At 70.5% G+C, this 20,721-nt stretch carries 19 protein-coding genes; 8 read left to right on the top strand and 11 right to left on the bottom strand.

Going from position 1 to position 20,721, the window contains the following annotated elements; all coding sequences use genetic code 11:
* The first annotated feature begins 5 nt into the window (after positions 1-5).
* Together ACFWP7_RS16030 and ACFWP7_RS16025 are read left to right on the top strand one after the other, a co-directional pair.
* A complete protein-coding gene (locus ACFWP7_RS16030) occupies positions 6-830 on the top strand; it encodes an enoyl-CoA hydratase/isomerase family protein (RefSeq protein ID WP_384381813.1) in 825 nt (274 codons plus the stop codon).
* 139 nt (positions 831-969) lie between these two features.
* Positions 970-1,593: a flavin reductase family protein gene (locus tag ACFWP7_RS16025; protein WP_384382017.1), complete on the top strand. Its 624-nt coding sequence runs from the start codon at positions 970-972 to the stop codon at positions 1,591-1,593.
* Positions 1,594-1,623: 30 nt separating this feature from the next.
* Here ACFWP7_RS16025 and ACFWP7_RS16020 read toward each other — a convergent pair whose 3' ends face one another.
* Positions 1,624-3,159, bottom strand: coding sequence for an MFS transporter (locus tag ACFWP7_RS16020; protein ID WP_384381811.1), 1,536 nt, complete (start codon positions 3,157-3,159; stop codon positions 1,624-1,626).
* Positions 3,160-3,230: 71 nt separating this feature from the next.
* Between ACFWP7_RS16020 and ACFWP7_RS16015 the strand changes: the two genes are divergently transcribed.
* On the top strand, positions 3,231-4,298 hold the full coding sequence (locus ACFWP7_RS16015) for a GlxA family transcriptional regulator (protein WP_384381809.1): 1,068 nt from the start codon (positions 3,231-3,233) through the stop codon (positions 4,296-4,298).
* A gap of 4 nt (positions 4,299-4,302) precedes the next feature.
* Here ACFWP7_RS16015 and ACFWP7_RS16010 read toward each other — a convergent pair whose 3' ends face one another.
* The 3 genes from ACFWP7_RS16010 to ACFWP7_RS16000 are packed head-to-tail and all read right to left on the bottom strand — an operon-like array spanning position 4,303 to position 7,542.
* Complete coding sequence (locus ACFWP7_RS16010; RefSeq protein WP_384382015.1) at positions 4,303-5,352, bottom strand: Zn-dependent alcohol dehydrogenase; 1,050 nt, start codon at positions 5,350-5,352, stop codon at positions 4,303-4,305.
* A gap of 27 nt (positions 5,353-5,379) precedes the next feature.
* Positions 5,380-6,576, bottom strand: coding sequence for an acyl-CoA dehydrogenase family protein (locus ACFWP7_RS16005; protein WP_384381807.1), 1,197 nt, complete (start codon positions 6,574-6,576; stop codon positions 5,380-5,382).
* Between the two features lie 54 nt (positions 6,577-6,630).
* Positions 6,631-7,542: an SDR family NAD(P)-dependent oxidoreductase gene (locus ACFWP7_RS16000; RefSeq protein ID WP_384381805.1), complete on the bottom strand. Its 912-nt coding sequence runs from the start codon at positions 7,540-7,542 to the stop codon at positions 6,631-6,633.
* Between the two features lie 94 nt (positions 7,543-7,636).
* Here ACFWP7_RS16000 and ACFWP7_RS15995 point away from each other — a divergent pair, with 94 nt between their 5' ends.
* Positions 7,637-8,572, top strand: a complete 936-nt coding sequence (locus ACFWP7_RS15995) for a cyclase family protein (protein WP_384381803.1) — start codon at positions 7,637-7,639, stop codon at positions 8,570-8,572.
* Between the two features lie 603 nt (positions 8,573-9,175).
* Here the strand turns inward: ACFWP7_RS15995 and ACFWP7_RS15990 are convergent.
* The 3 genes from ACFWP7_RS15990 to ACFWP7_RS15980 form a co-directional block, all read right to left on the bottom strand.
* Positions 9,176-9,622: an ATP-binding protein gene (locus tag ACFWP7_RS15990; protein ID WP_384381801.1), complete on the bottom strand. Its 447-nt coding sequence runs from the start codon at positions 9,620-9,622 to the stop codon at positions 9,176-9,178.
* 492 nt (positions 9,623-10,114) lie between these two features.
* Positions 10,115-11,017 carry an acyl-CoA dehydrogenase family protein gene (locus tag ACFWP7_RS15985; protein ID WP_384381799.1) on the bottom strand — a complete coding sequence of 301 codons (903 nt, stop codon included), beginning with the start codon at positions 11,015-11,017 and terminating at the stop codon, positions 10,115-10,117.
* 9 nt (positions 11,018-11,026) lie between these two features.
* Positions 11,027-12,181 carry an acyl-CoA dehydrogenase gene (locus ACFWP7_RS15980; protein WP_384381797.1) on the bottom strand — a complete coding sequence of 385 codons (1,155 nt, stop codon included), beginning with the start codon at positions 12,179-12,181 and terminating at the stop codon, positions 11,027-11,029.
* 151 nt (positions 12,182-12,332) lie between these two features.
* On the opposite strand from ACFWP7_RS15980, the gene ACFWP7_RS15975 reads away from it, so the two are divergent.
* The gene (locus ACFWP7_RS15975; RefSeq protein WP_384381795.1) at positions 12,333-13,877 is read left to right on the top strand and encodes a class I adenylate-forming enzyme family protein; all 1,545 of its coding nucleotides are present in this window, start codon (positions 12,333-12,335) and stop codon (positions 13,875-13,877) included.
* A 35-nt stretch (positions 13,878-13,912) separates the two neighbouring features.
* Here ACFWP7_RS15975 and ACFWP7_RS15970 read toward each other — a convergent pair whose 3' ends face one another.
* A complete protein-coding gene (locus ACFWP7_RS15970; RefSeq protein WP_384381793.1) occupies positions 13,913-14,425 on the bottom strand; it encodes an EF-hand domain-containing protein in 513 nt (170 codons plus the stop codon).
* Between the two features lie 227 nt (positions 14,426-14,652).
* A complete protein-coding gene (locus tag ACFWP7_RS15965) occupies positions 14,653-15,033 on the bottom strand; it encodes an STAS domain-containing protein (protein WP_384381791.1) in 381 nt (126 codons plus the stop codon).
* A gap of 414 nt (positions 15,034-15,447) precedes the next feature.
* Here ACFWP7_RS15965 and ACFWP7_RS15960 point away from each other — a divergent pair, with 414 nt between their 5' ends.
* A complete protein-coding gene (locus ACFWP7_RS15960; RefSeq protein ID WP_384381789.1) occupies positions 15,448-16,032 on the top strand; it encodes a sigma-70 family RNA polymerase sigma factor in 585 nt (194 codons plus the stop codon).
* A 170-nt stretch (positions 16,033-16,202) separates the two neighbouring features.
* The gene (locus ACFWP7_RS15955) at positions 16,203-17,462 is read left to right on the top strand and encodes a maleylpyruvate isomerase N-terminal domain-containing protein (RefSeq protein ID WP_384382013.1); all 1,260 of its coding nucleotides are present in this window, start codon (positions 16,203-16,205) and stop codon (positions 17,460-17,462) included.
* Between the two features lie 135 nt (positions 17,463-17,597).
* Here the strand turns inward: ACFWP7_RS15955 and purU are convergent, their stop codons facing one another.
* On the bottom strand, positions 17,598-18,482 hold the full coding sequence (purU, locus tag ACFWP7_RS15950; RefSeq protein WP_384381787.1) for a formyltetrahydrofolate deformylase: 885 nt from the start codon (positions 18,480-18,482) through the stop codon (positions 17,598-17,600).
* A gap of 154 nt (positions 18,483-18,636) precedes the next feature.
* Positions 18,637-19,137, bottom strand: coding sequence for a hypothetical protein (locus ACFWP7_RS15945; protein ID WP_384381785.1), 501 nt, complete (start codon positions 19,135-19,137; stop codon positions 18,637-18,639).
* A 117-nt stretch (positions 19,138-19,254) separates the two neighbouring features.
* On the opposite strand from ACFWP7_RS15945, the gene ACFWP7_RS15940 reads away from it, so the two are divergent.
* Entirely contained in the window at positions 19,255-20,553 is a 1,299-nt protein-coding gene (locus ACFWP7_RS15940; RefSeq protein ID WP_384382011.1) for an ABC transporter substrate-binding protein, read from the top strand.
* Positions 20,554-20,721 lie beyond the last annotated feature (168 nt).

The following is a 20,721-nucleotide window of genomic DNA, read 5'->3' as shown; positions in this document are numbered from 1 at the left end:
CCCCCATGTCCGACTCCCCCCATGTATCTCCCGAAAAGTCCCTCGACTCATTGATACTTCACGCCACTGACAATGCCGTCGCGTGGATCACCCTCAACCGGCCCGAGGCGATGAACGCTCTCACCTGGGACCAGCGGGAACGGGTGATCGCACTGCTCGCGGAAGCCTCCGCCGACCCGGACGTGCGGGCTGTCGTCATCAGGGGGACGGGCCGCGGATTCTGCGCGGGCGCGGACCTGCGCGGGGGCGCGCCGGCCGGGGAACGGGTGCCGGGCGACATCGCCCGTACGATCCGCCTCGGCGCCCAGCGGCTCATCGCCGCCGTTTTCGACTGCGAGAAGCCGGTGATCGCGGCGGTGAACGGCACGGCGGCCGGGATCGGCGCGCACCTGGCGTTCGCGTGTGATCTCGTACTCGCCGCGGATTCGGCCCGGTTCATCGAGGTGTTCGTACGGCGCGGCCTCGTCCCGGACGGCGGTGGTGCGTATCTCCTGCCCCGTCTGATCGGTCCGCAGCGCGCCAAGGAGCTGATGTTCTTCGGCGACGCGCTCACCGCCACGGACGCGGAGCGGCTCGGCCTGGTCAACAAGGTCGTACGGGCGCAGGAGTTGGAGAAGACTGCCCGAGAGTGGTCCGAGCGCCTCGCCACCGGCCCGACCCGCGCGCTCGCCCTCACCAAACAGCTGGTCAACGCATCCCTGGACAGCGACCGCGGGACGGCTTTCGCCGCCGAGGCCGCCGCGCAGGAGATCAACATGACGACGGCGGATGCGAACGAGGGGGTCGCGAGTTTCGTGGAGCGGCGGGAACCGCACTACCGGGGGCGTTGACCGAGACGGCTCACGGCATTGCTCACCGCATTGCTCACAGTACCGCTCACGGTATTGCTCACGGCATTGCTCAGTACCGCTCACGGTATTGCTCACGGCATTCACTTCTGACGATCCGTCAGCTTCAATGGGGGGCGTGATGGGACACGCAGGGATGGCGGCCACCGCTGTCCGATACCTCAGGTCGGTCGGGGCGCCCACGGTCGCGGAGCCCGTCGAAGCGCTGCCGCGCCCGGAGCTCCGGGCGGTCGCGGACGACGAGCGGGCACCGGTCGACCAGGCCGAATTCCGCCGCGTACTGGGGAACTTCGCGACCGGGGTGACCGTCGTCACGGCGCCCGCGACCGAGGACTCCAACAGCCGTGGTGCAGGAAGGGGCCCGGCCGGCTTCGCCTGCCAGTCGTTCTCCTCCCTCTCGCTCGACCCTCCGCTGATCTGCTTCATGGTCGGCCGTACGTCGTCGACCTGGCCGCGGATCGCCCGTGCCGGCGTCTTCTGCGTCAACGTACTGGGGTCGCACCAGGGCGAGTTGTGCCGCGGGTTCGCGGTGCGCGGCGGGGACAAGTTCGCCGGGGTCGCGTTCGACGCGGCGCCTGTCACCGGCTCGCCCCGCCTCGTGGACGCCACCGCCTGGATCGACTGCACGATCCACGCGGTGCACACGGGTGGGGACCACCTGATCGTGGTGGGGCGGGTGGAGGCGCTGGGCACGGGCAACGACGAGGCGGCACCGCTGTTGTTCCACAAGGGGCGGTTCGTCTGAGGGCGTCACGTCCGAAGGCACCGGGCGCCGTCAGGCCGCCAGCAGGGGCGTCGCACGCACGGGCCGGCGCCGGATGACCAGCGCCATCAGCGCCGCCACCGCGCACAGTGCTCCCGACGCGTACCAGACCACGTCGTACTCGCCGAACACGTCCCGCGCGACGCCGCCGAGGAAGGCGACGAGGGCGGCGCCGATCTGGTGCGAGGCGAGGACCCAGCCGAAGACGATGGCGCTGTCCTCGCCGTACTGCTCCCGGCACAGGGCCAGAGTGGGCGGGACCGTGGCGACCCAGTCGAGGCCGTAGAAGACGATGAAGAAGATCATCGGCGGGTGCACGGTCGGGTACAGCAGTATCGGCAGGAAGAGGAGCGAGACGCCGCGCAGCGCGTAGTAGACCGCCAGCAGGCGGCGCGGGTCGTAGCGGTCGGCGAACCAGCCGGAGGCCACCGTTCCGATGACGTCGAAGACGCCGATGACGGCGAGGAGCGAGGCCGCCGCGGTGATCGGCATGCCGTGGTCGTGGGCGGCGGGTACGAAGTGCGTCTGGATCAGGCCGTTCGTCGAGGCACCGCAGATCGCGAAGGTACCGGCGAGCAGCCAGAAGGGTCCGGTGCGGACGGCGGAGAGGAGGACGGTCACCGCGCGGCGGGCGGCGCCCGGCACGGGGGCGGGCTTCTCCACGAACTCCGTTGCCCCGTAGGGCTTCTGACCCACGTCCGCCGGGTGGTCCCGCAGCAGCAGCCAGACGAAGGGGACCACCGCGAGAGCCGCGAGGGACACCGTCACGGCCGCGGGCCGCCAGTTGTGATGCGTCACGATCCACGACAGCAGCGGCAGAAAGATCAACTGGCCGGAGGCCGAGGCCGCCGTGAGGATGCCCGTCACCAGGCCGCGCTTCTCCGTGAACCAGCGGTTCGTGACCGTCGCCGCGAAGGCGAGCGCCATCGAGCCGGACCCGAGCCCCACCAGCAGTCCCCAGCACAGCAGCAACTGCCAGACCGCCGTCATCCACACCGTCAGCCCCGAGCCGAGCGCGATGACGGTCAGGGCGACCGCGACCACCCGCCGTATCCCGAAGCGGTCCATCAGCGCGGCGGCGAACGGCGCCGTCAGCCCGTACAGCGCGAGGTTGATCGACACCGCCGCGCCGATCGTGCCGCGCGACCATTCGAAGTCCTCGTGCAGTGGATCGATCAGCAGCCCCGGCAACGAGCGGAAGGCCGCCGCGCCGATGATCGTCACGAAGGTGACGGCAGCGACGAACCACGCACGGTGGATGCGGTGCTGTTTGCTGGTACGAGCTTCCTTGGCGGTACGAACTTGCTTGGCGGTACGAGCCTGGTCACCGATCTCGATGGCGTCAGCAGTCTCGGTGGTGCCAGCGGAGTCTGTGGCGTCAGCGGAGTGGGTCGAGTCGGCGGCGTCGGTCACGTCGCCCCCGTCGGTCGCGTCCATCGAGTCCGTCGTCGAGTCCGTCGGATCCGTCGAGGACATCGAGTCGGCGGCGTCGGTGGAGTGGATGGCATCCGCCGGGTCGGCGTCGGTGGAGTCGGTCGTCTGGGTCACGTCATAGAGCTTCGGGCCTGCGATCTCCGCGAACGAGTGGCCCGAAGGACAGCATTCGCTAGGATCGAGCCATGGCAGACCGGCAGACACCCCTGTACGAGACGTCCCGGCAGCAGGCACCCACCCGGCACCGCGTGGTCGTCCTCGCCCTCGACGGCCTACTGCCCTTTGAACTCGGCATCCCGCAACGCATCTTCGGCAAGGCGCGCGACGCGGACGGCCGCCACCTGTACGAGATCCTCACCTGCTCGATCCGCCCGCCGGGCCCCGTCGAGACCGACGCCGACTTCGCCGTCCTGGTCGGAAAGGGCCCCGAGGCGCTGGCCACCGCCGACACGGTCGTCATCCCCGCCTCGTACGAGCTGGGCCCCGTCCACGACGAGGGCGTGCTCACCCCCGAACTGGCCGCCGCCCTCGCCCACATCCGCCCCGGTACCCGCCTCGTCTCCATCTGCACGGGCGGATACGTGCTCGCCGCGGCGGGCTATCTCGACGGCCGCCCGGCCACCACGCACTGGATGCACGCGGAGCACTTCCAGGAGCTCTTCCCGAAGGTCAGGGTCGACGCCGACGTGCTCTTCGTCGACGACGGGGATGTCCTCACCTCCGCCGGTGTCGCGGCCGGCATCGACCTGTGCCTCCATCTCGTACGCCGCGACCACGGCACCGCCGTCGCCAACGACGTGGCCCGCCGCACCGTCGTACCGCCGCACCGCGACGGCGGCCAGGCGCAGTACATCCAGCGCCCGGTACCGGAGGCGCAGGCGGCCACCACGACGGCGGCCCGCGCCTGGGCCATCGGCCGCCTGGACGAGCCGATCCAACTGCGCGACATGGCCGAGCAGGAGTCGATGTCCGTACGGACCTTCACCCGCCGCTTCCGCGAGGAGGTCGGCGTCAGCCCCGGCCAGTGGCTCACCCAGCAACGCGTCGAACGGGCCCGCCAGTTGCTGGAGTCCAGCGCCCTGTCCGTCGACCAGGTGGCCCGCGAAGCCGGCTTCGGCACGGCCCAGTCGATGCGCCAGCACCTACAGGCAGCGCTCGGCGTCACCCCCACCGCATACCGGCGCACCTTCCAGTCCGCAATCGCCTCCGGCATACCGGCCGTCGACAACGACCTTCTGTACAACAGAGGTTGAGCATCTAGAACGTCAGTACCGCCCGCGCCACCCGCCCCCCGCGCGCGTCCTCCGCCGCCTTCTCGAAGTCCTCCACCGGATACGTCGCCGTCACCAGCTCGTCCAGGAGGAGGCGGCCCTCGCGGTAGAGGTTCGCGTACAGGGCGATGTCGCGTTGTGGGCGTGAAGACCCGTAGCGGCAGCCGAGGATGGACTTGTCGAGGTACATGGAGGAGACGAGGAAGGAGGCCTCGGCGGCGGAAGGGGGGACGCCGAGGAGTACCGCCTGGCCGTGGCGGTCCAGTAGGTCGATGGCGTGGCGGATGAGTTCGACGCGGCCGACGCACTCGAAGGCGTGGTTCGCGCCGGTGGGGAGGATGTCCTTGACGCCGTCTGTCGAGGTCAGGAAGTGGGTCGCGCCGAACTGGCGGGCCAGGGCTTCCTTCGCCGGATTGGAATCGACCGCGACGATCTTCAGGGCGCCCGCGATCCGCGCGCCCTGGATGACGTTGAGTCCGATGCCGCCCGCGCCGATCACCAGGACGGTGTCGCCCCGGTCCACCCGTGCGCGGTTGAGCACGGCGCCCACCCCCGTGAGGACCCCGCACCCGATGAGGGCGGCGGACTGCAGGGGGATCTCGTCGGGGATACGGACCGCCTGGACCGCCTTCACCAACGTCCGTTCCGCGAAGGCCGAGTTGGCCGCGAACTGGTAGAGGGGCCGGCCGCGCCGGGTGAACGGCTGCTGCGGCCTCCCGATCGCCTTGCGGCACATCGTCGGTCTGCCCCGGTCGCACTCGGCGCAGGTCCCGCAGTTGGCGAGCGTGGACAGCGACACATGGTCACCGGGCTGGACATGGGTGACTCCCACACCAACCGCCGCCACAATCCCCGCACCCTCATGCCCCAGCACCACAGGAACGGGGAACGGTATGGTCCCGTCCACCACGGACAGGTCGCTGTGGCACAGCCCGGCCGCGGAGATCGCGACCAGCACCTCACCGGGTCCTGGATCCCGAATCTCCAGATCGTCCACGACCTCGGTCTGCTTACCGTCGAAGATCACGCCCCGCATCGCGCCCCGCGTATCGCCCCGCATCGCTCAACCTCCCTGTCCCCTGGGTTCCTTCGGCAGTCCGAGCACCCGCTCGGCGATGATCGTGCGCTGGATCTCGTCGGAGCCGCCGTAGATCGTGTCGGCCCGGCTGAACAGGAACAGGTGCTGGAACGCGTCCAGTTCGTACGGCGACGCCGTCGACCAGTCCGCGGGACCCACCGCGGCTCCGGCACCCCGCACCCGTACCGCCAGCTCACCGAGCCGCTGATGCCACCGCCCCCACAGCAGCTTGGCCACGCTGGGGGCACCCGCCGCGCCCTGCCCGTCACCCGAACCCCCCAGCGTCCGCAGCGCGTTCCACCGCATCGTCCGCAGCTCCGCCCACTGGCGTACGAGGAGATCGCGTACGACCGGATCGGCGGCCGTGCCGTTCGCCACCGCCGCCTCCACCACCCGCCCCAACTCCTCGGCAAAACCGATCTGTTGGGCCAGCATGGAGACACCGCGCTCGTAACCGAGCAGGCTCATCGCCACGCGCCAGCCGTTGCCCTCACCGCCCACGACATGCTCGGCCCGCGCGACGGCTCCGTCGAAGAAGACCTCGTTGAACTCGCTGGTACCGGTCAGTTGCCGGATCGGGCGGACCTCGATCCGGCCCGGCTGGTCCATCGGCACGAGGAGGAAGGTCAGACCGTGGTGACGCGTCGACTCCGGCCGCGTACGAGCCAGGACGAAACACCAGTCCGCCTCGTGGGCGAGGGACGTCCAGATCTTCTGACCCGTTAGGCGGTACGACCCACCGGGCCCATCCCTCTTGCCGCGGCCACCCCCCGTGTCCCATACGGCAGTTGTCCGTATCCCCGCCAGGTCCGAACCCGCGCCGGGCTCGCTGTAACCCTGGCACCAGAGTTCCTCGCCGCGGGCGACGGGCGGCAGGAAGCGGGCCTTCTGCTCGTCCGTGCCATGGGCGATGAGGGTCGGCGCCAGCAGGTTCTCGCCGATGTGGCCCGACCGGGGCGGCGCCTTGGCGCGGGCGTACTCCTCGGCCCAGACGACCTGTTGGGTGAGACTCGCGCGCCGGTTGCCGTACCCGCCCTCGCTCCAGCCGAGCCCGATCCAGCCGTCCCGGCCAAGTTCCCGCTCCCAGCCGGAGCGGGCCGGGTCGCCACCGATGTGCGCCTCCAGCCAGCCCCGCGCCTCACCACGAAAGACCTCGTCCTCAGCCCCGAATCCGAACTCCACGCGCGCCCCTCCCGCCCGACTCACAAGGCAATCCCCTGACCTCGGATGGCACCCTCACCGGTTCGGCCGCCCCTTCTCCGCCGCAGCCCGGGCCATCGCCTCCACCCGCTCCAGCAGCGGCATCGGATCCACTCCCACCGTCCCCGGCAGCAGCTCCGCGATCCGCTCGGGAGTCCAGGAGCCTTCCGCGTACGCCGCCCGTAGCTCCCGGGGCTGCGCCCACACCGCGATCTTGGGCCCGGCGACCGTGTAGACCTGCCCGGTGATGCGTGCCTCGCGCGCCCGCTCGGAGAGCAGGTACACCACCAGCGCGGCCACGTCCTCCGGCTCGCCGATCTCGGTCAGCTCCATGGGGACGCCGGCCGACATGCGGGTACGCGCGACGGGCGCGACCGCGTTCGCCGTCACCCCGTACTTGTACAGCCCCAGCGCCGCGCTGCGGACCAGGGAGATGATCCCGCCCTTGGCGGCGCTGTAGTTGGCCTGGGAGACGGACCCCTGGTGGTTGCCGCTGGTGAAACCGATCAGCGTCCCCGAACCCTGTTTGCGCATCACCGCCGACGCGGCCCGGAAGACCGTGAACGTGCCCTTCAGATGGGTCGCGATGACCGGGTCCCACTCCTCCTCGGACATGTTGAAGAGCATCCGCTCGCGGAGGATCCCGGCGACGCACACGACACCGTCGAGCCGTCCGTACGACGTCAGCGCCGCGTCGACGACCCGCCTGCCGCCCGTCATCGTCGAGATGTCGTCGGCCACCGCGACCGCGTCCCCGCCCGCCGCTTCGATCTCCTTGACCACGGCTTCGGCGATCGAACTCGTCGGCCGGCCCCCCTCTACGGACACCCCGTAGTCGTTGACGACGACCCGCGAGCCCTCGGCCGCCGCGGCCAGCGCGACCGCGCGTCCGATGCCCCGCCCGGCCCCCGTGACGGCGATGACCTTGCCTGCCAGGAAGTTCCCCACACCCGGCCCCTTCCCGCGGTTTCTGACGGTCCGTTAGATTCAACTGGATTCTACGACCCGTCAGATACCTGGAGACAAGCCCCCGGGAGGACTCATGTCACCGCCGACGCTTCACCCGGAGTTCCATGACATCGCCAAACGCGTCAACAATTGGGGGCGTTGGGGCGCCGACGACGAGATCGGGACCCTCAATCTGATCACCGACGAGGTCGTACGCGAGGCCGCCGCCACCGTCCGCACCGGCCGGCGCGTTCCCCTCGCGCTCCCCCTCCAGCAGGACGGCGTGCAGACCGGCCTGATCCCCGGTCGGGTCAACCCCCTGCACGTCATGGTGCAGATCAACCAGGAACTCTTCGGCCCCGGCACCGTCGCGTGCAGCGACGACGTCGTGACGATGGGCCTCCAGGCGGCGACCCACTGGGACGCCCTCACCCACGTCTCGCACTCCGGGAAGCTCTACAACGGCCGCCCGGCCGGCACGATCACCCCGCACGGCGGCGCCGAGTTCAGTGGGATCGACAAACCGCGGCACATCGTCTCCCGGGGTGTACTGCTCGACGTCGCGCGTGCGCGGGGCCAGGGCCGGCTCGACGGCGGCCATGCCGTGACACCCGAAGACCTGGAAGCGGCCGAGGAGTTGGCGGGTACGCGGGTACGGGCGGGCGACATCGTCCTCGTACGGACGGGCCAGGTCCAGGTGTATCTCGCGGGCGACAAGCAGGGTTACGGGTACCCCTCGCCCGGTCTCTCCGTCCGCACCCCGGAGTGGTTCCACACGCGCGATGTCGCCGCCGTCGCCAACGACACCCTCACCTTCGAGATCTTCCCGCCCGAGATCGAGAACCTGTGGCTGCCCGTGCACGCGCTCGACCTGGTCGAGATGGGGATGCTGCAGGGCCAGAACTGGAATCTCGAAGAGTTGTCCACAGCCTGTGGAGAAGAGGGGCGGTACGCGTTCCTGCTGTCCGCGATGCCCGAGCCGTTCGTCGGCGGCACGGGGACGCCGGTGGCACCCGTGGCGGTGCTGTAGCCGGCGCCCATGGCAGCGCATCGGCACCGCACCCGAGCGCCGGCTGGCGGCGCGCTCCTGCTCGCCCCGAGCGCGGCACCGCGCACCGCCATCCGGCTCCGGCGCACCCGCCCTGCTCCCGCTGCCCCGCAGGAGCTGGCGCCGAGTCACGACCCGCACTCGGCGAGGGCTCCCGTCACCGGAACCCTTACCGTCCCCTCGCGGCGAGTCGCTGACAACAAGCGTGATCAAACGGACACGTCACGTCAACACCCGTTCGGTGATTTATCACTTATGCCCTATTCATTAAGGCGCGCACAGAAGCACGGCCCGGCGCATTCGGCCACCCCCGAAGCCACGACGGCAGCATCCATGCACATATGCCACGGAAAAAGCGCCTGTGCATACCCGCGCGAACCCACACCGAGGGGCCCGGCCTCCTGCGCCCGAGGGCCTGTCTGACAATTCCCGTCGTCGCCCGGAGGGCGGCCTCGCGGCGTCAGGTGCGTGCTCTCGGCGTGCCGGGCGTAGAGCCTCGTACTGGACGTACTTGGATCTGCGCCCGGTGCGGCGAGAGTGCGTGCATGGCGTCGCGGGGCAGACGGGAATTGTCAGACAGGCGCCCTAGACCGCCTCGTACACGAAGTCCTCGTAGCCCGGATACGTGGCCCCCGCCGCCTCAGCCGACGTACAGCGGTCCACCTCGACCCAGATGCGCTTGCCGGCGCCCTCGGGGCACCAGCCCCAGCGGTCCGCGAGGCCGTCGACGAGCTCCAGGCCGCGGCCGTTGGTCTCCTCGCCGTCGGCATGCCGGGGGATCGGGGGCCGGGTGCTGGAGTCGGCCACCTCCAGGCGGACGGTGGTGACCTCCGCCCCGTCCGGCAGGGACAGCCGCAGCACGGCGGAGCAGCCCGTGTGCACCACGGCGTTGGTCACGAGTTCGGAGACGAGCAGGATCAGCGTCTCGGCGAGCGGCTCATCAGCCTCTATCCCGGATCCGGCAAGCCGCGAACGCGCCCACCTCCGGGCTCGCCCCACCTCTGCGGGGTCGGGCCGAATCTCCAACTGCACTTGAAGCACCTGCACCGCTCACACCATCCGAACCGGCGGACACATCGCCTCGCGCCTCACAAGGGCCACGATCGTAGCCATTTTCTGCATGACCAGAACAAGGATCACGGAACGTGATTCCCTTGCGAGACAGCATGGTTGACGTACAGTCACCCCAACAAGCGCTTCGGGCATATTCCAGCGCGAAGGAGTACGCGTGCGGGATACTGTGCGACGCTCGCCACGGGGAGTCGAACAGGCAGGCGCGAGGATTCGCCCTGCCCTGCGAGCGGCGTGCATCGCCGGGTCCGGAGCCGCCTCGTGGGCAACACCGGCATGGCTCAAGCTCAGAACCACTCGCATCCCACACAAGGTACCGGAGCGTGGCGCCGACTCCAGGCCGTGACAAGTCACGCCTAGGACACAACCCGATATCAACGCTCCGTGATTCCGAAATGCCACGATCCTTGACACCCGTTTCCGGCGCTTCCCGAACCGTTCCTGCGCAGGGCCCTACCGGACCGTTCCGGCCAGCAGATCGCCCGCCAACGCATCCTCACTCTGCGTACCGCCACCCGCACGTTGTGTCCGCACCCACGCCCTCTTCAGATACAGATGAATGTCTGCCTCCCAGGTGAAGCCCATGCCGCCGTGCACCTGTAGGCAGTCCCGGGCGCCGCGCACGGCGGCCTCGTCGGCGAGCAGCCGCGCCGCCGCGACATCCAGCGGGTCGGCGGTCACGGCGGCCGCGTAGACGGCGGCGCGCGCCACTTCCACCCGCACCAGCATCCGTGCGCACAGATGCTTCACCGCCTGGAAGGCCCCGATCGGCTGCCCGAACTGCTCACGCGTCCGGGCGTGTTGCACCGCCAGTTCACCGACACGGGCGGCGGTACCGAGCTGTTCGGCGGCGGTGAGGAGGGACGTGAGGAGCGAGGTTTGGAGTACGTCGGCCGGGTCGGCCCCCTCGGACGCGGGCACCCGGTGCAGCGGTGTCAGCGGGTCCACCGACCTCAGCGGCTCCGCGCCGGCCGCGTCCCCTCGTACGACATCGGCCTCCGTCAGCCACTCCACCAGCTGCCCGTCGACGGCGGCCACCACGGTCTCCCCGGTGGCCGCCCCGTCCACCGTGCCCGCCGCGAGATGGGTGGCCACCAGCGGTCCGGGCAGCAGGACCCGCCCGGCCTCCTCGAAGGCCAACACGGCCTCCGGGAGGCCCAGTCCGACGCCGCCGGCCGCCTCCGGCAGCCGCAGCGCGAAGAAACCCGCCTCGCCGAGCTCGCGCCACAGGGCACGGTCGAGCGCCGGCCCGTCGTCGACGGCGGCCCGCAGGCCCTCGCGGCCGAAGCGCGCGGTCAGCAGCTCGCGTACGCCCGCCTTCAACGCCAGTTGATCATCGCTGAGTTGAAAGTCCACGGGTCGACGTCACCGTCCCTTCGGAAGGCCCAGGATGCGCTCGGCCACGATGTTCGACTGGATCTGCGAGGTGCCGGCCGCGATGGTGTACGACAGGGAGGAGAGCCGGTCGAGGGTCCATTCGCGGCGGAGGTCGAGCGACTCGGGTCCGAGCACCTCGGCGGCGGCGTCGTACAACTCCTGCCGCGCGTGTGAGTACCGCAGCTTGAAGACGGACCCGCCGACGCCGGGCACTCCCCCGGTTCGCTGCGACTCGCCGACGTTCCACTGCGTGAGCCGCCACAGCGCGCGGAACTCGGCGTTCAGCCGCCCGAGGCGGCGGCGCAGCACGTCGTCGTCCCAGCGGCCGTTCCGGTGTGCCTCGCGGGCGAGTTCGCCGAGCACCCGGCGGCAGGCGACGACCTCGCCGACGAAGGCGGTGCCGCGTTCGTACGACAGCGTCACCATGGTCACGCGCCAGCCGTCGTTCTCCGCGCCGACCCGGTTCGCCACCGGCACCCGCACGTCGTCGAGGAAGACCTCGGCGAACTCGGTCGAGCCCGCGAGCGTACGCAGCGGGCGCACCGTGATCCCCGGCGCGTCCATGGGCATCGCGAGCCACGAGATCCCCCGGTGCTTGGGCGCCGACGGGTCGGTCCTGACCAGCAGCTCGCACCAGTCGGCGACCTCCGCATGGGAGGTCCAGATCTTGGAACCGCTCACCACGTAGTCGTCGCCGTCCCGCCACGCGCGCGTGCGCAGCGCCGCGAGGTCCGAACCGGCGTCCGGCTCGCTGAACCCCTGGCACCAGACCTCCTCACCGCGCAGCACGGGCGGCAACCAGCGCGCCCGCTGTTCGGGGGTTCCTTCCGCCGCGATCGTGGGACCCGCGTGCAGGAGCCCGACGAAATTGGCCCCTACGTAGGGTGCGCCCGCCTTTTCGGTCTCCTCCAGGTAGATGAGGTGCTGCGTCGGGGTGGCCCCGCGCCCGCCCGCGTCGGCGGGCCAGTGCAGCCCCGCGTACCCGGCGTCGTAGAGCGTCCGCTGCCAGCCGAGGTCGTACGCGCGCCGTCCCGGCCAGTCGTCGGGGGACGGCTTCGGAGGCAGCGAGGGAAGCTCCTTGGCGAGCCACTCGCGCAGCCGCGCGCGGAAGTCGTCCTCCTCGTCCGTGTACGTGAGATCCATTACCCGCCCACTCCGATGCCTGCCCACTCCGATGGTGATCTGATGGACCGTCAGACAGCAGGCTAGCTCCGCACCTATGGACCGACAAGGCGGCGGGTCATACGCTCTGCACGCTATCTGACTGACCGTCAGCTATCGACTGGGGGCCGAAGTGAACGACACCGCACACGCCCTGGGTTCCTCCCGCACCCTCTGGGAACTGGTCGCCCGCCGAGCCGACCTCACCCCCCACCGGCCGGTCCTCCTCCAGGGCGACCGGGCCCTGAGCTTCGGCGAGTTGCGCGACCGTGCCGAGCGGGTGGCGGCGGGCCTGTACGACAGGGGCGTACGCCCCGGCACGGTGGTCGCCTGGCAGCTGCCCACGCGGATCGAGACCGCCCTGCTGTCCTTCGCGCTGGCCCGGCTCGGCGCCGTGCAGTCCCCGGTGATCCCGTTCTACCGGGACCGCGAAGTCGGCTTCGCACTGCGGGAGTCCAGGGCCGAGTTCTTCGCCGTACCGGGCGAGTGGCGCGGCTTCGACCACACGGCGATGGCGCGGCGGCTCGGCGCGAAGGGCGTCTTCGAGGCGTACGACCGGCTGCCGGACGGCGATCCCTCCGTACTCCCCGCCCCGCCCTCGGACGGCACCTCGGTCCGCTGGATCTACTGGACCTCGGGCACGACCTCCGACCCCAAAGGCGTGCTGCACACCGACCGTTCACTGATCGCGGGCGGCTCCTGCCTGGCACACGCCCTGCACCTGTCCGCCGACGACGTCGGCTCGATGGCCTTCCCGTACGCGCACATCGCCGGGCCCGACTACACGGTGATGCTGCTGCTGTACGGCTTCCCGGCCGTGCTGTTCGAGCAGTTCGCGCTGCCCGCCGCCCTGGAGGACTACCGCAGGCACGGCGTGACGGTGGCCGGCGGATCGACCGCCTTCTACTCGATGTTCCTCACCGAACAGCGCAAGCAGCCGGAGGAACCGCTCATCCCCACTCTGCGGCTCCTGGCGGGCGGAGGGGCGCCGAAGCCGCCCGAGGTCTACCACACCGTCGTACGCGAGATGAAGGTCCAGCTCACCCACGGGTACGGGATGACCGAGGTCCCGATGATCACCATGGGGTCGCCCGACGACTCGGTGGAGAACCTGGCGACGACGGAGGGACGGCCGCCCCAGGGCATGGAGATACGGATCGTGGACGGCGAGGTGCGGCTGCGCGGGGAGGCCGTCTGCCAGGGGTATCTGGACCCCACGCAGACGGCGGAGGCCTTCGATGCGGACGGGTTCCTGATCACCGGCGACGTCGGGCATCTGACCGGAAGCGGGCACCTGGTGCTCACCGGGCGCCTGAAGGACGTCATCATCCGCAAGGGCGAGAACATCTCCGCGAAGGAGATCGAGGATCTGCTGCACCGGCATCCGGCCGTCGGGGACGCCGCCGTGATCGGACTGCCGGACGCCGAACGCGGGGAACGGGTCTGCGCCGTCATCGAGATGGCCGAACAGCCGCCGGGGGCGGACGAGTTGACCCGGACGGACGAGTTGACCCTCACCGGGATCACGTCCTACCTGCGCACGGAAGGGCTGTCCGTGCACAAGCTGCCGGAGCAACTGGAGGTGGTGGACGCCCTTCCGCGCAACGAGACCTTGCGGAAAGTGCTCAAGTACAAGCTCAGGGAGCGCTATTCACAGGGAATCACTCAGGCACCGTGAAGCACGAGGTCACTCAGGCACCGTGAAGCACGGATTCACTCAGGCACCGTGAAGTAGCGGGCGAAGGCGGTCACGACCTCCACCTCGCCGATCCGGCCGTCGGCGTCCGTGTCGAGGGTGCCGGCCGCGGCGGCGGCGATCTCCTCGGGGACGCCCAGTGCCTTGAGCACGCGCGCGGTGTCGTCGACGGTGGCCGCGCCGTCATCGTCGGCGTCCGCGACGGCGAGGGCCGCGTGCAGGAAGGGGCGGGCGATCTCGGCGAAGCGATCGGGGTTGTCGCGCAGCCGCTTGACCGCGCCGGTCACGAACTCCTGGCGGGTGATCCGCTGGTCGCCGTCCCGGTCCGCTATCCCTGCCATGCCCTGCCAGAAGGCCTCGGCGCCCACGTACAGGGCCTGGCCCTTGTCCGACCGGGCCGCCGTACCGAACTCGGCGAGGACCGCCTTGGTCGCTACGTTGAAGTCCTCCCTGTCGATGTAGCCGTTGCCGTCCTGGTCGAAGCCGGAGAACCGGGCAGCGATCCTGCGTTCGTACTCGCTGTTGGCCATGTCGTTCGGGCCGCCTTACGTCACGTGAGGGTGCATCTGAGACGGAGCGTACGACGTCAGAGGCACCCTGGGAGCGGGAAAACGACGCTTGTACCAAGACTGCGAGAATTCCGGGACAACGGTGTGGCGGAGCGCTCCCGCCGAGTGAAAGCGACTTCACACCACGTGATCACTTCACGGCAGGTCATGAGCGCGTCACAACAGGTCACGCCGACAGGTGCGTCACCTCACGCCGACAGGGGGGTCGACTCCTCGCCGACAGCCGCGGCGACGTCCGGATACACGTCGAAGAGGCGGCGGACACCGAGGGCCGCGAGGACCCGGTTGACGTGGGAGCCGTCAACAGCCCCCTGGGCGGGCAGAATCAGGCGCAGGCGGCCCTGGCAGGACCGGATGAGACGGCGAGCGGCGATCAGGACGCCGACGCCGCTGGAGTCGCAGAAGAGGACTCCGGAAAGGTCGAGGACAACACTGCGACGGCCGTCGGCCACCGCGTCGTGCACCCGCTGACGCAGCACCGGTGACGTCACGAGGTCCATCTCGCCGGACGCCCGGAGCACGGCCCACTCGCCCTCTTCGCCGTCAGTCACGTTGAGCGTCACCGTCACCGCCACGCCTCTCGCTCGCTTCGTACGTCCCGCACACCCCGCACACCTCGCACAGCCCGCACGCTTCGCGCTCCGGAAACGGAAGCGATTCCTACGCTTCCTTTCAGCGCGACTGCCCGGCCGTCGTTCCATGAAACACGGGTCCGGGCTCGAAGAAGCGTCGATCTACGGTAGAAAGCACTCGATAAGCGAGCTATTTCGGTCACGTTCGTTCCAATGTGTGCAGTCCAGGGCAGGCGCCTACCATTCATGGACCGCCCAGGGGCGCACATTGCCGCAAAGGGGCGTGCGCTGTCCGACGTGCCGACTACATTCGAGACAGTGAGTGTGCGCAGGCTGGACACAGCACAGGCACGCGGGCAGACAGGGTGGACACAGGGACAGGCGCCGGGCACGACCAGGGTGAGGGGCCGCATGACGACGAAGGACACACCGCCCCGCTGGGACCGCAAGATGCAACAGCGGCTCGCACGCGGAGAGGCGGCCGCGCTCGGTGAGCTCTACGACCGCTTCGCGTCACTGGTGCACGGCCTCGCCCACCGCGTGCTCGGGGACGAGCGGGCCGCCGACGGCATCACGCGCGAGGTGTTCACACACGTCTGGGAGAACCCCGACGCATACGACCCCAAGCAGGGTCCTCTGCGTTCCTGGGTCGCCACACTGACCCACCGCCTCGCGGTCCAGCGGCTGCGCGCCAGGGAGAGTGCCGCGCTCGCCCGAGGCGGCCGGGGCACCACCGAGGAGCTGGAGCGCAAGGTGCGCAGCGCCTCCGTGGCCGCCCGCGCCGACTACATCGTCACGTCCATGCCCGCCCCGCTGCGGGCCGCCCTGGAGCTCGCCTACTTCCAGCGCCGTGACTACCGCCAGGCCGCCGCCGATCTCGGCGTCACCGAGGACGAGGCCCGCCGCCGGCTCCGCCTCGGCCTCCAGCTCCTGTCCACCGCCCACGACACCGGCGGCCCTTCCGGGGCACCGCCCGAGTACGGGGGTGCCCGGTGAGCGGAGCGGCGGACCGGTTCGAGGCGTTCGACGAGCAGAACCGGGACAGGGACAACAGGGACAGCGACAGGGACAGGGACGAGAAGCCGGAGGAGAGGGGCGTCGAGGGTGGCGCCGTCGGTCCCTCCGGCCCCGGGGAGCCGGGCCGACAAGGCGACCTCCGCGGTCCGGTGGGCCCTGGTGGCCCGCAAGGTCCCGACCGGCCGGAGGGCGCTCAGGACGACGTGCCCGGAGGGCCACCGCGCATACCGCTGCCGCGTTCCTCCGTCGAGGACACCGGCCTGCCGCTGCCCACGCCGGTACCCGCACCCGCGCCCGCGCCCCTCGTCCTTGACCACCGGGTGCTGAAGTCGCTGCTCGGCGCATGGGCGCTCGCCGCGTGCTCGGCGCAGGAGACGGCCGCCGTCGAGGAGCACCTCGGGGACTGCGGCTCCTGCGCGGACGAGGCGCTGCGACTGCGCGAGGCCGTCGGCCTGTTGCACCCGCCCGAGAGCCTCGACCTCGACCCTGCGCTGCGCACCCGCGTCCTGGAGGGCTGCCTCGGCCGACGCCCGCCGCGGATTCCGGTGCCCGACTGGGCGGCTCCGTACGACGCGGAGACCGCGCGGCTCGACGCGCTGCTCCAGGACATAGCCGACGCCGAGTGGCACGCGCCCGTGCGGCTGCGCTGGTTCGAGGGCGACGAGCCCGCCAGCCGTCGTACGACCGTCGCCGGGGTCATCGCCCATCTGATCACCGTCGACGGCCTTGTCGCCGTCGCGCTCGGCCTGGAGGACCCGCTCGGCAAGTCCCCGCAGGAGGCGACCCCGGCGGCCCGCACCGAGGCGTACTGGGGTGCCTCGCACTTCCCGCCCACCCGTTCCATGCGGGGGCCCTGGCGGGAGCAGAGTCACCACCTCGTCCGTACGGTGTCCTTCGCGGGCGGGGGCTCCGGGCGCCTGCCCGTGCCGTACGGCGCCTTCGAGCTGCCGTTGCGCGACTCGATGCTGGACCGGGCCTTCGAGTGCTGGGTGCACGCGGGGGACATCGCGGAGGCGGTGGACTATCCGTACGACCCCCCGGCCCCGCGCCATCTGCACGGCATGATCGACCTGGCGGCCCGCATGCTGCCCGCCTCACTGGCCGAGCGGCGCCGGGCGGGGCTCTCCGCGGCGGCGCCCCGCCACCTCGTCGCGGCGGGCGCGCCCGGGCGCAGCCTGCGTCTGGAGATCGAGGGCTCCGGTGGCGGCGAGTGGCTCATCCCGCTCGACTCTCCCGGCGCGGTTGCGTCCGCCGAGCGCGAGGTCGCCCATGTCGCGCTGGACGGTGTGGAGTTCTGCCGGCTGGCGGCGGGGCATGTGTCGCCGGAGGAGGCCGCTGCGGGGCAGGACGGGGACCGGGAGGCGATCAGGGATGTGCTGTTCGCGGCGGCGTCGTTGAGCCGGATGTAGGTGCGGCCGGGTGAGCGTGAGGGTTCTCGCCCCCTCCCCCCTACCGTCCCGTACCTGGGGGGCTCCGCCCCCAGACCCCCGTATCGCGCCGAACGCGCTCGTCCTCAAACGCCGGACGGGCTGAAAGACCCTCCCCTACCCGAACACCACCGTGCGGCGCCCGTTCAGCAGGATGCGGCGCTCCGCATGCCACTTCACCGCCCGCGCCAGCGCCTGGCATTCGACATCGCGTCCGATGGCGACGAGTTGGTCCGGTGTCACGCCATGGCCGACGCGCTCGACCTCCTGCTCGATGATCGGCCCCTCGTCGAGGTCGGCCGTCACGTAGTGCGCGGTGGCACCGATGAGCTTCACACCCCGGGCGTGCGCCTGGTGGTACGGTTTCGCGCCCTTGAAGCTCGGCAGGAAGGAGTGGTGGATGTTGATGATCCGCCCGCTGAGCTGCTTGCACAGGTCGTCCGAGAGCACCTGCATGTAGCGGGCGAGGACGACGAGTTCGACGTTCTCGGCCCGGACCAGCTCCAGGACCTGCGCCTCGGCCTCCGCCTTCGTGTCCTTCGTCACCGCGATGTGGTGGAAGGGAATGTCGTACGACCCCACGAGCTCGGCGAAGTCCGTGTGGTTGGAGACCACGGCCGCGATCTCGACGGGCAGCGCGCCGGTCTGCGCCCGGAAGAGCAGGTCGTTCAGACAGTGCCCGAACTTGCTGACCATCAGCACGACCCGCATCTTGTCCTCGGCCCGGTGGATCTGCCACTCCATGTGGAAGGCGTCGCCGATCGCCGCGAAGCTCGCGCGCAGCTTCTCCACGGTCACCGGCGACTCCGCCGAGAAGTGGACGCGCATGAAGAACAGTCCCGTGTCGTGATCGCCGAACTGCTGACTGTCCTCGATGTTGCAGCCGGTCATGAAGAGGTAGCTCGACACGGCGTGCACGATTCCCTGCTTGTCGGGGCAGGAGAGGGTCAGGACGTACTGCTCGGCGGCGGGTGCTGCCCCGCGGACGGACGGCTCATTCATGCCGGACAGCGTCCCATACCGGCCACCTCGGACGGTCGGTCGTCCCGCCAGGCGGACCGGGGCAGGGGGCCGGGGCCGGACGACCGCGAAGATCGGACGACGGCCGAAGGGCCGATGCGACCGCAGGGCGATGCAACCGCAGGACCGGGCAGGCCTACGCCGACCGCGTCAGGATCTTCAGCACCTCGAGCGTGCGCGGTGGAATGTCGGGGTCCTCGCCGTCGCTCACCGCGAGGCGCACGTGCGCATCACGCGCCGCGCGCACCGCGTCCGGCCAGCCCGGGTGCTCGAGGTACGCGGCGACGAGGGCGTCGGGTCCCACCTGGTGCATGATCCGCAGGACGCGGAGCACGGCGGTGTCGACGAGCGCGGCCTCCTGGGAGTCCCGGAAGATCGTGCCGACGTATTTCTCGGCGGACCAGTTGTCCAGCCAGGTGTCCTCGACCAGGCGGTACACGGCGTCGGTGACGTCGCCGTACCCTTCGACGCCCGCGAGCCAGACGCCTCGCTGGAAGTCGGTGTCGGAAAGCATGTGCAGCGCGGAGCGCACATTGCTGCGCCAGCGCCACCACGGCATGTCGTTCAGTGGCATGTCGCCCATGGTGGATGAGCGACGGCCGCGACGGGAAGAGTTCTCCGAACCTTGCACGGTCACCGATCGTACGTTCCCTGCGAAAAACAGATCATCCGCCCCCGTAATTCACCTCTGAGTCACCTCGTGTCGACCACCGGTCACTCCCGGGTTATTGGTGTGACGGAATCGTGCATGTCCATGACCGGCAGGCGACGCACGCGCACCTCCTCCCCCGTCCTCCCCCGGCCCCTCAAGGCCACGTTGCTGTCCGCGGGCGCGCTGGCGGCGTGTGCGTCGATCGCCGTCGTGTGGGGGGTCATCCCTGGCGCCATAGGAGGCTCCGGGGATGGCTCCATCACCGTCATGACGTGGGCGCCCGAGGACACCGCCGCGACCAACAAGCCCGGGATGCCCGCCATGGCCAAGACCTACGCCCGCTGGGTCAACAGCCAGGGCGGCATCAACGGCCACAAGCTCACCATCCTGACCTGCAACGACCACAACGACAGCGTGGACGCCGCCGGCTGCGCCCGACGCGCCGTCAAGGAGAACGTCGTCGCCGTCGTCGGCTCCTACAGCCAGCACGGCCGCTCCTTCCTCGCCCCGCTGGAGGGCGCGGGCATCCCGTACATCGGCGGCTACGGCGTCACCGACGACGAGTTCACCAGTCCGCTGTCCTATCCCGTCAACGGCGGGGAGCCCGCGCTGCTGGCAGGCCTCGGTGAGCAGTTGGGCAAGGCCTGTGGCCCGGTCTCGCTCATACGTCCGGACACCATCGCGGGCGACGAGCTTCCGGTGCTGCTCGACTCAGGTCTGAAGGCGGCGGGCCACGTGTCCGCCGTCGACCAGCGGGCCGCCGACGACGCGACCGAGTACTCGCGGCAGACGCGGACGGCTCTGGAGACCGCGACCTCCGACCCGCTCAGGAACGGGTGCGTGGTGCCCGCGCTCGGCGACCGTACGGACACCTTCATGGACTCCTTCCGGCGCGACCGCGAGGACTACCCGAAGGTGGGCGTGGGCACGGTCCTCGGCAGCGTCGACCAGTCGGTCATCAACTCCACCGGCGGCGCGTCGAGCCCGTACGAAGGCGCGTCCGTCACCGGCTGGTACCCGCCCGCGAGCGACCCGAACTGGGACGCGATGCGCAAGGTGATCACCAAGTACGCCTTCGGGGACAACCGGGTCGACCCCGCGGACGCGGGAGTGCAGACCACCTGGATCGCGTACACGGTGCTGAGGAAGGCCGTCGAGTCGCTCGGCGACGGCGAGGTGTCCTCGCTCGCGGTCCGGCGGGCCCTCGACGACGGCCTCAAGGTGACCACCGGCGGGCTCACCCCGACCCTCAGCTGGCGCTTCGAGGACATGATCGCGGCCGTCGACTTCCCCCGCCTCGTCAACGCCGACGTCACCTTCCAGGTCGTACGCAAGGGCCGACTGGCGGCGGCACGCAAGGGGTTCGTCAACATGTCGAAGACGCTGGAGAGCGCGGACTAGGACAGATCCAGGGGGGTCCTGGGCTACCCAAGGGCGCCCCAGGACTTGATCCGCCGGACAGGGCCCGCCCAGGCCCGTTCACATCGGGCCGATGACCGGCCCCGCACCGGTCCCGCACCGGCTGCGGGGCCAACGCTGGCGCGGCGCCTTCCGGGACCGGTCCCGGAA

It is taken from the genome of Streptomyces sp. NPDC058470, from assembly GCF_042721055.1.
GTDB lineage: Bacteria > Actinomycetota > Actinomycetes > Streptomycetales > Streptomycetaceae > Streptomyces.
Note: the sequence above shows the minus strand (reverse complement) of the source record. Positions and strands in the feature narration are given on the sequence as shown.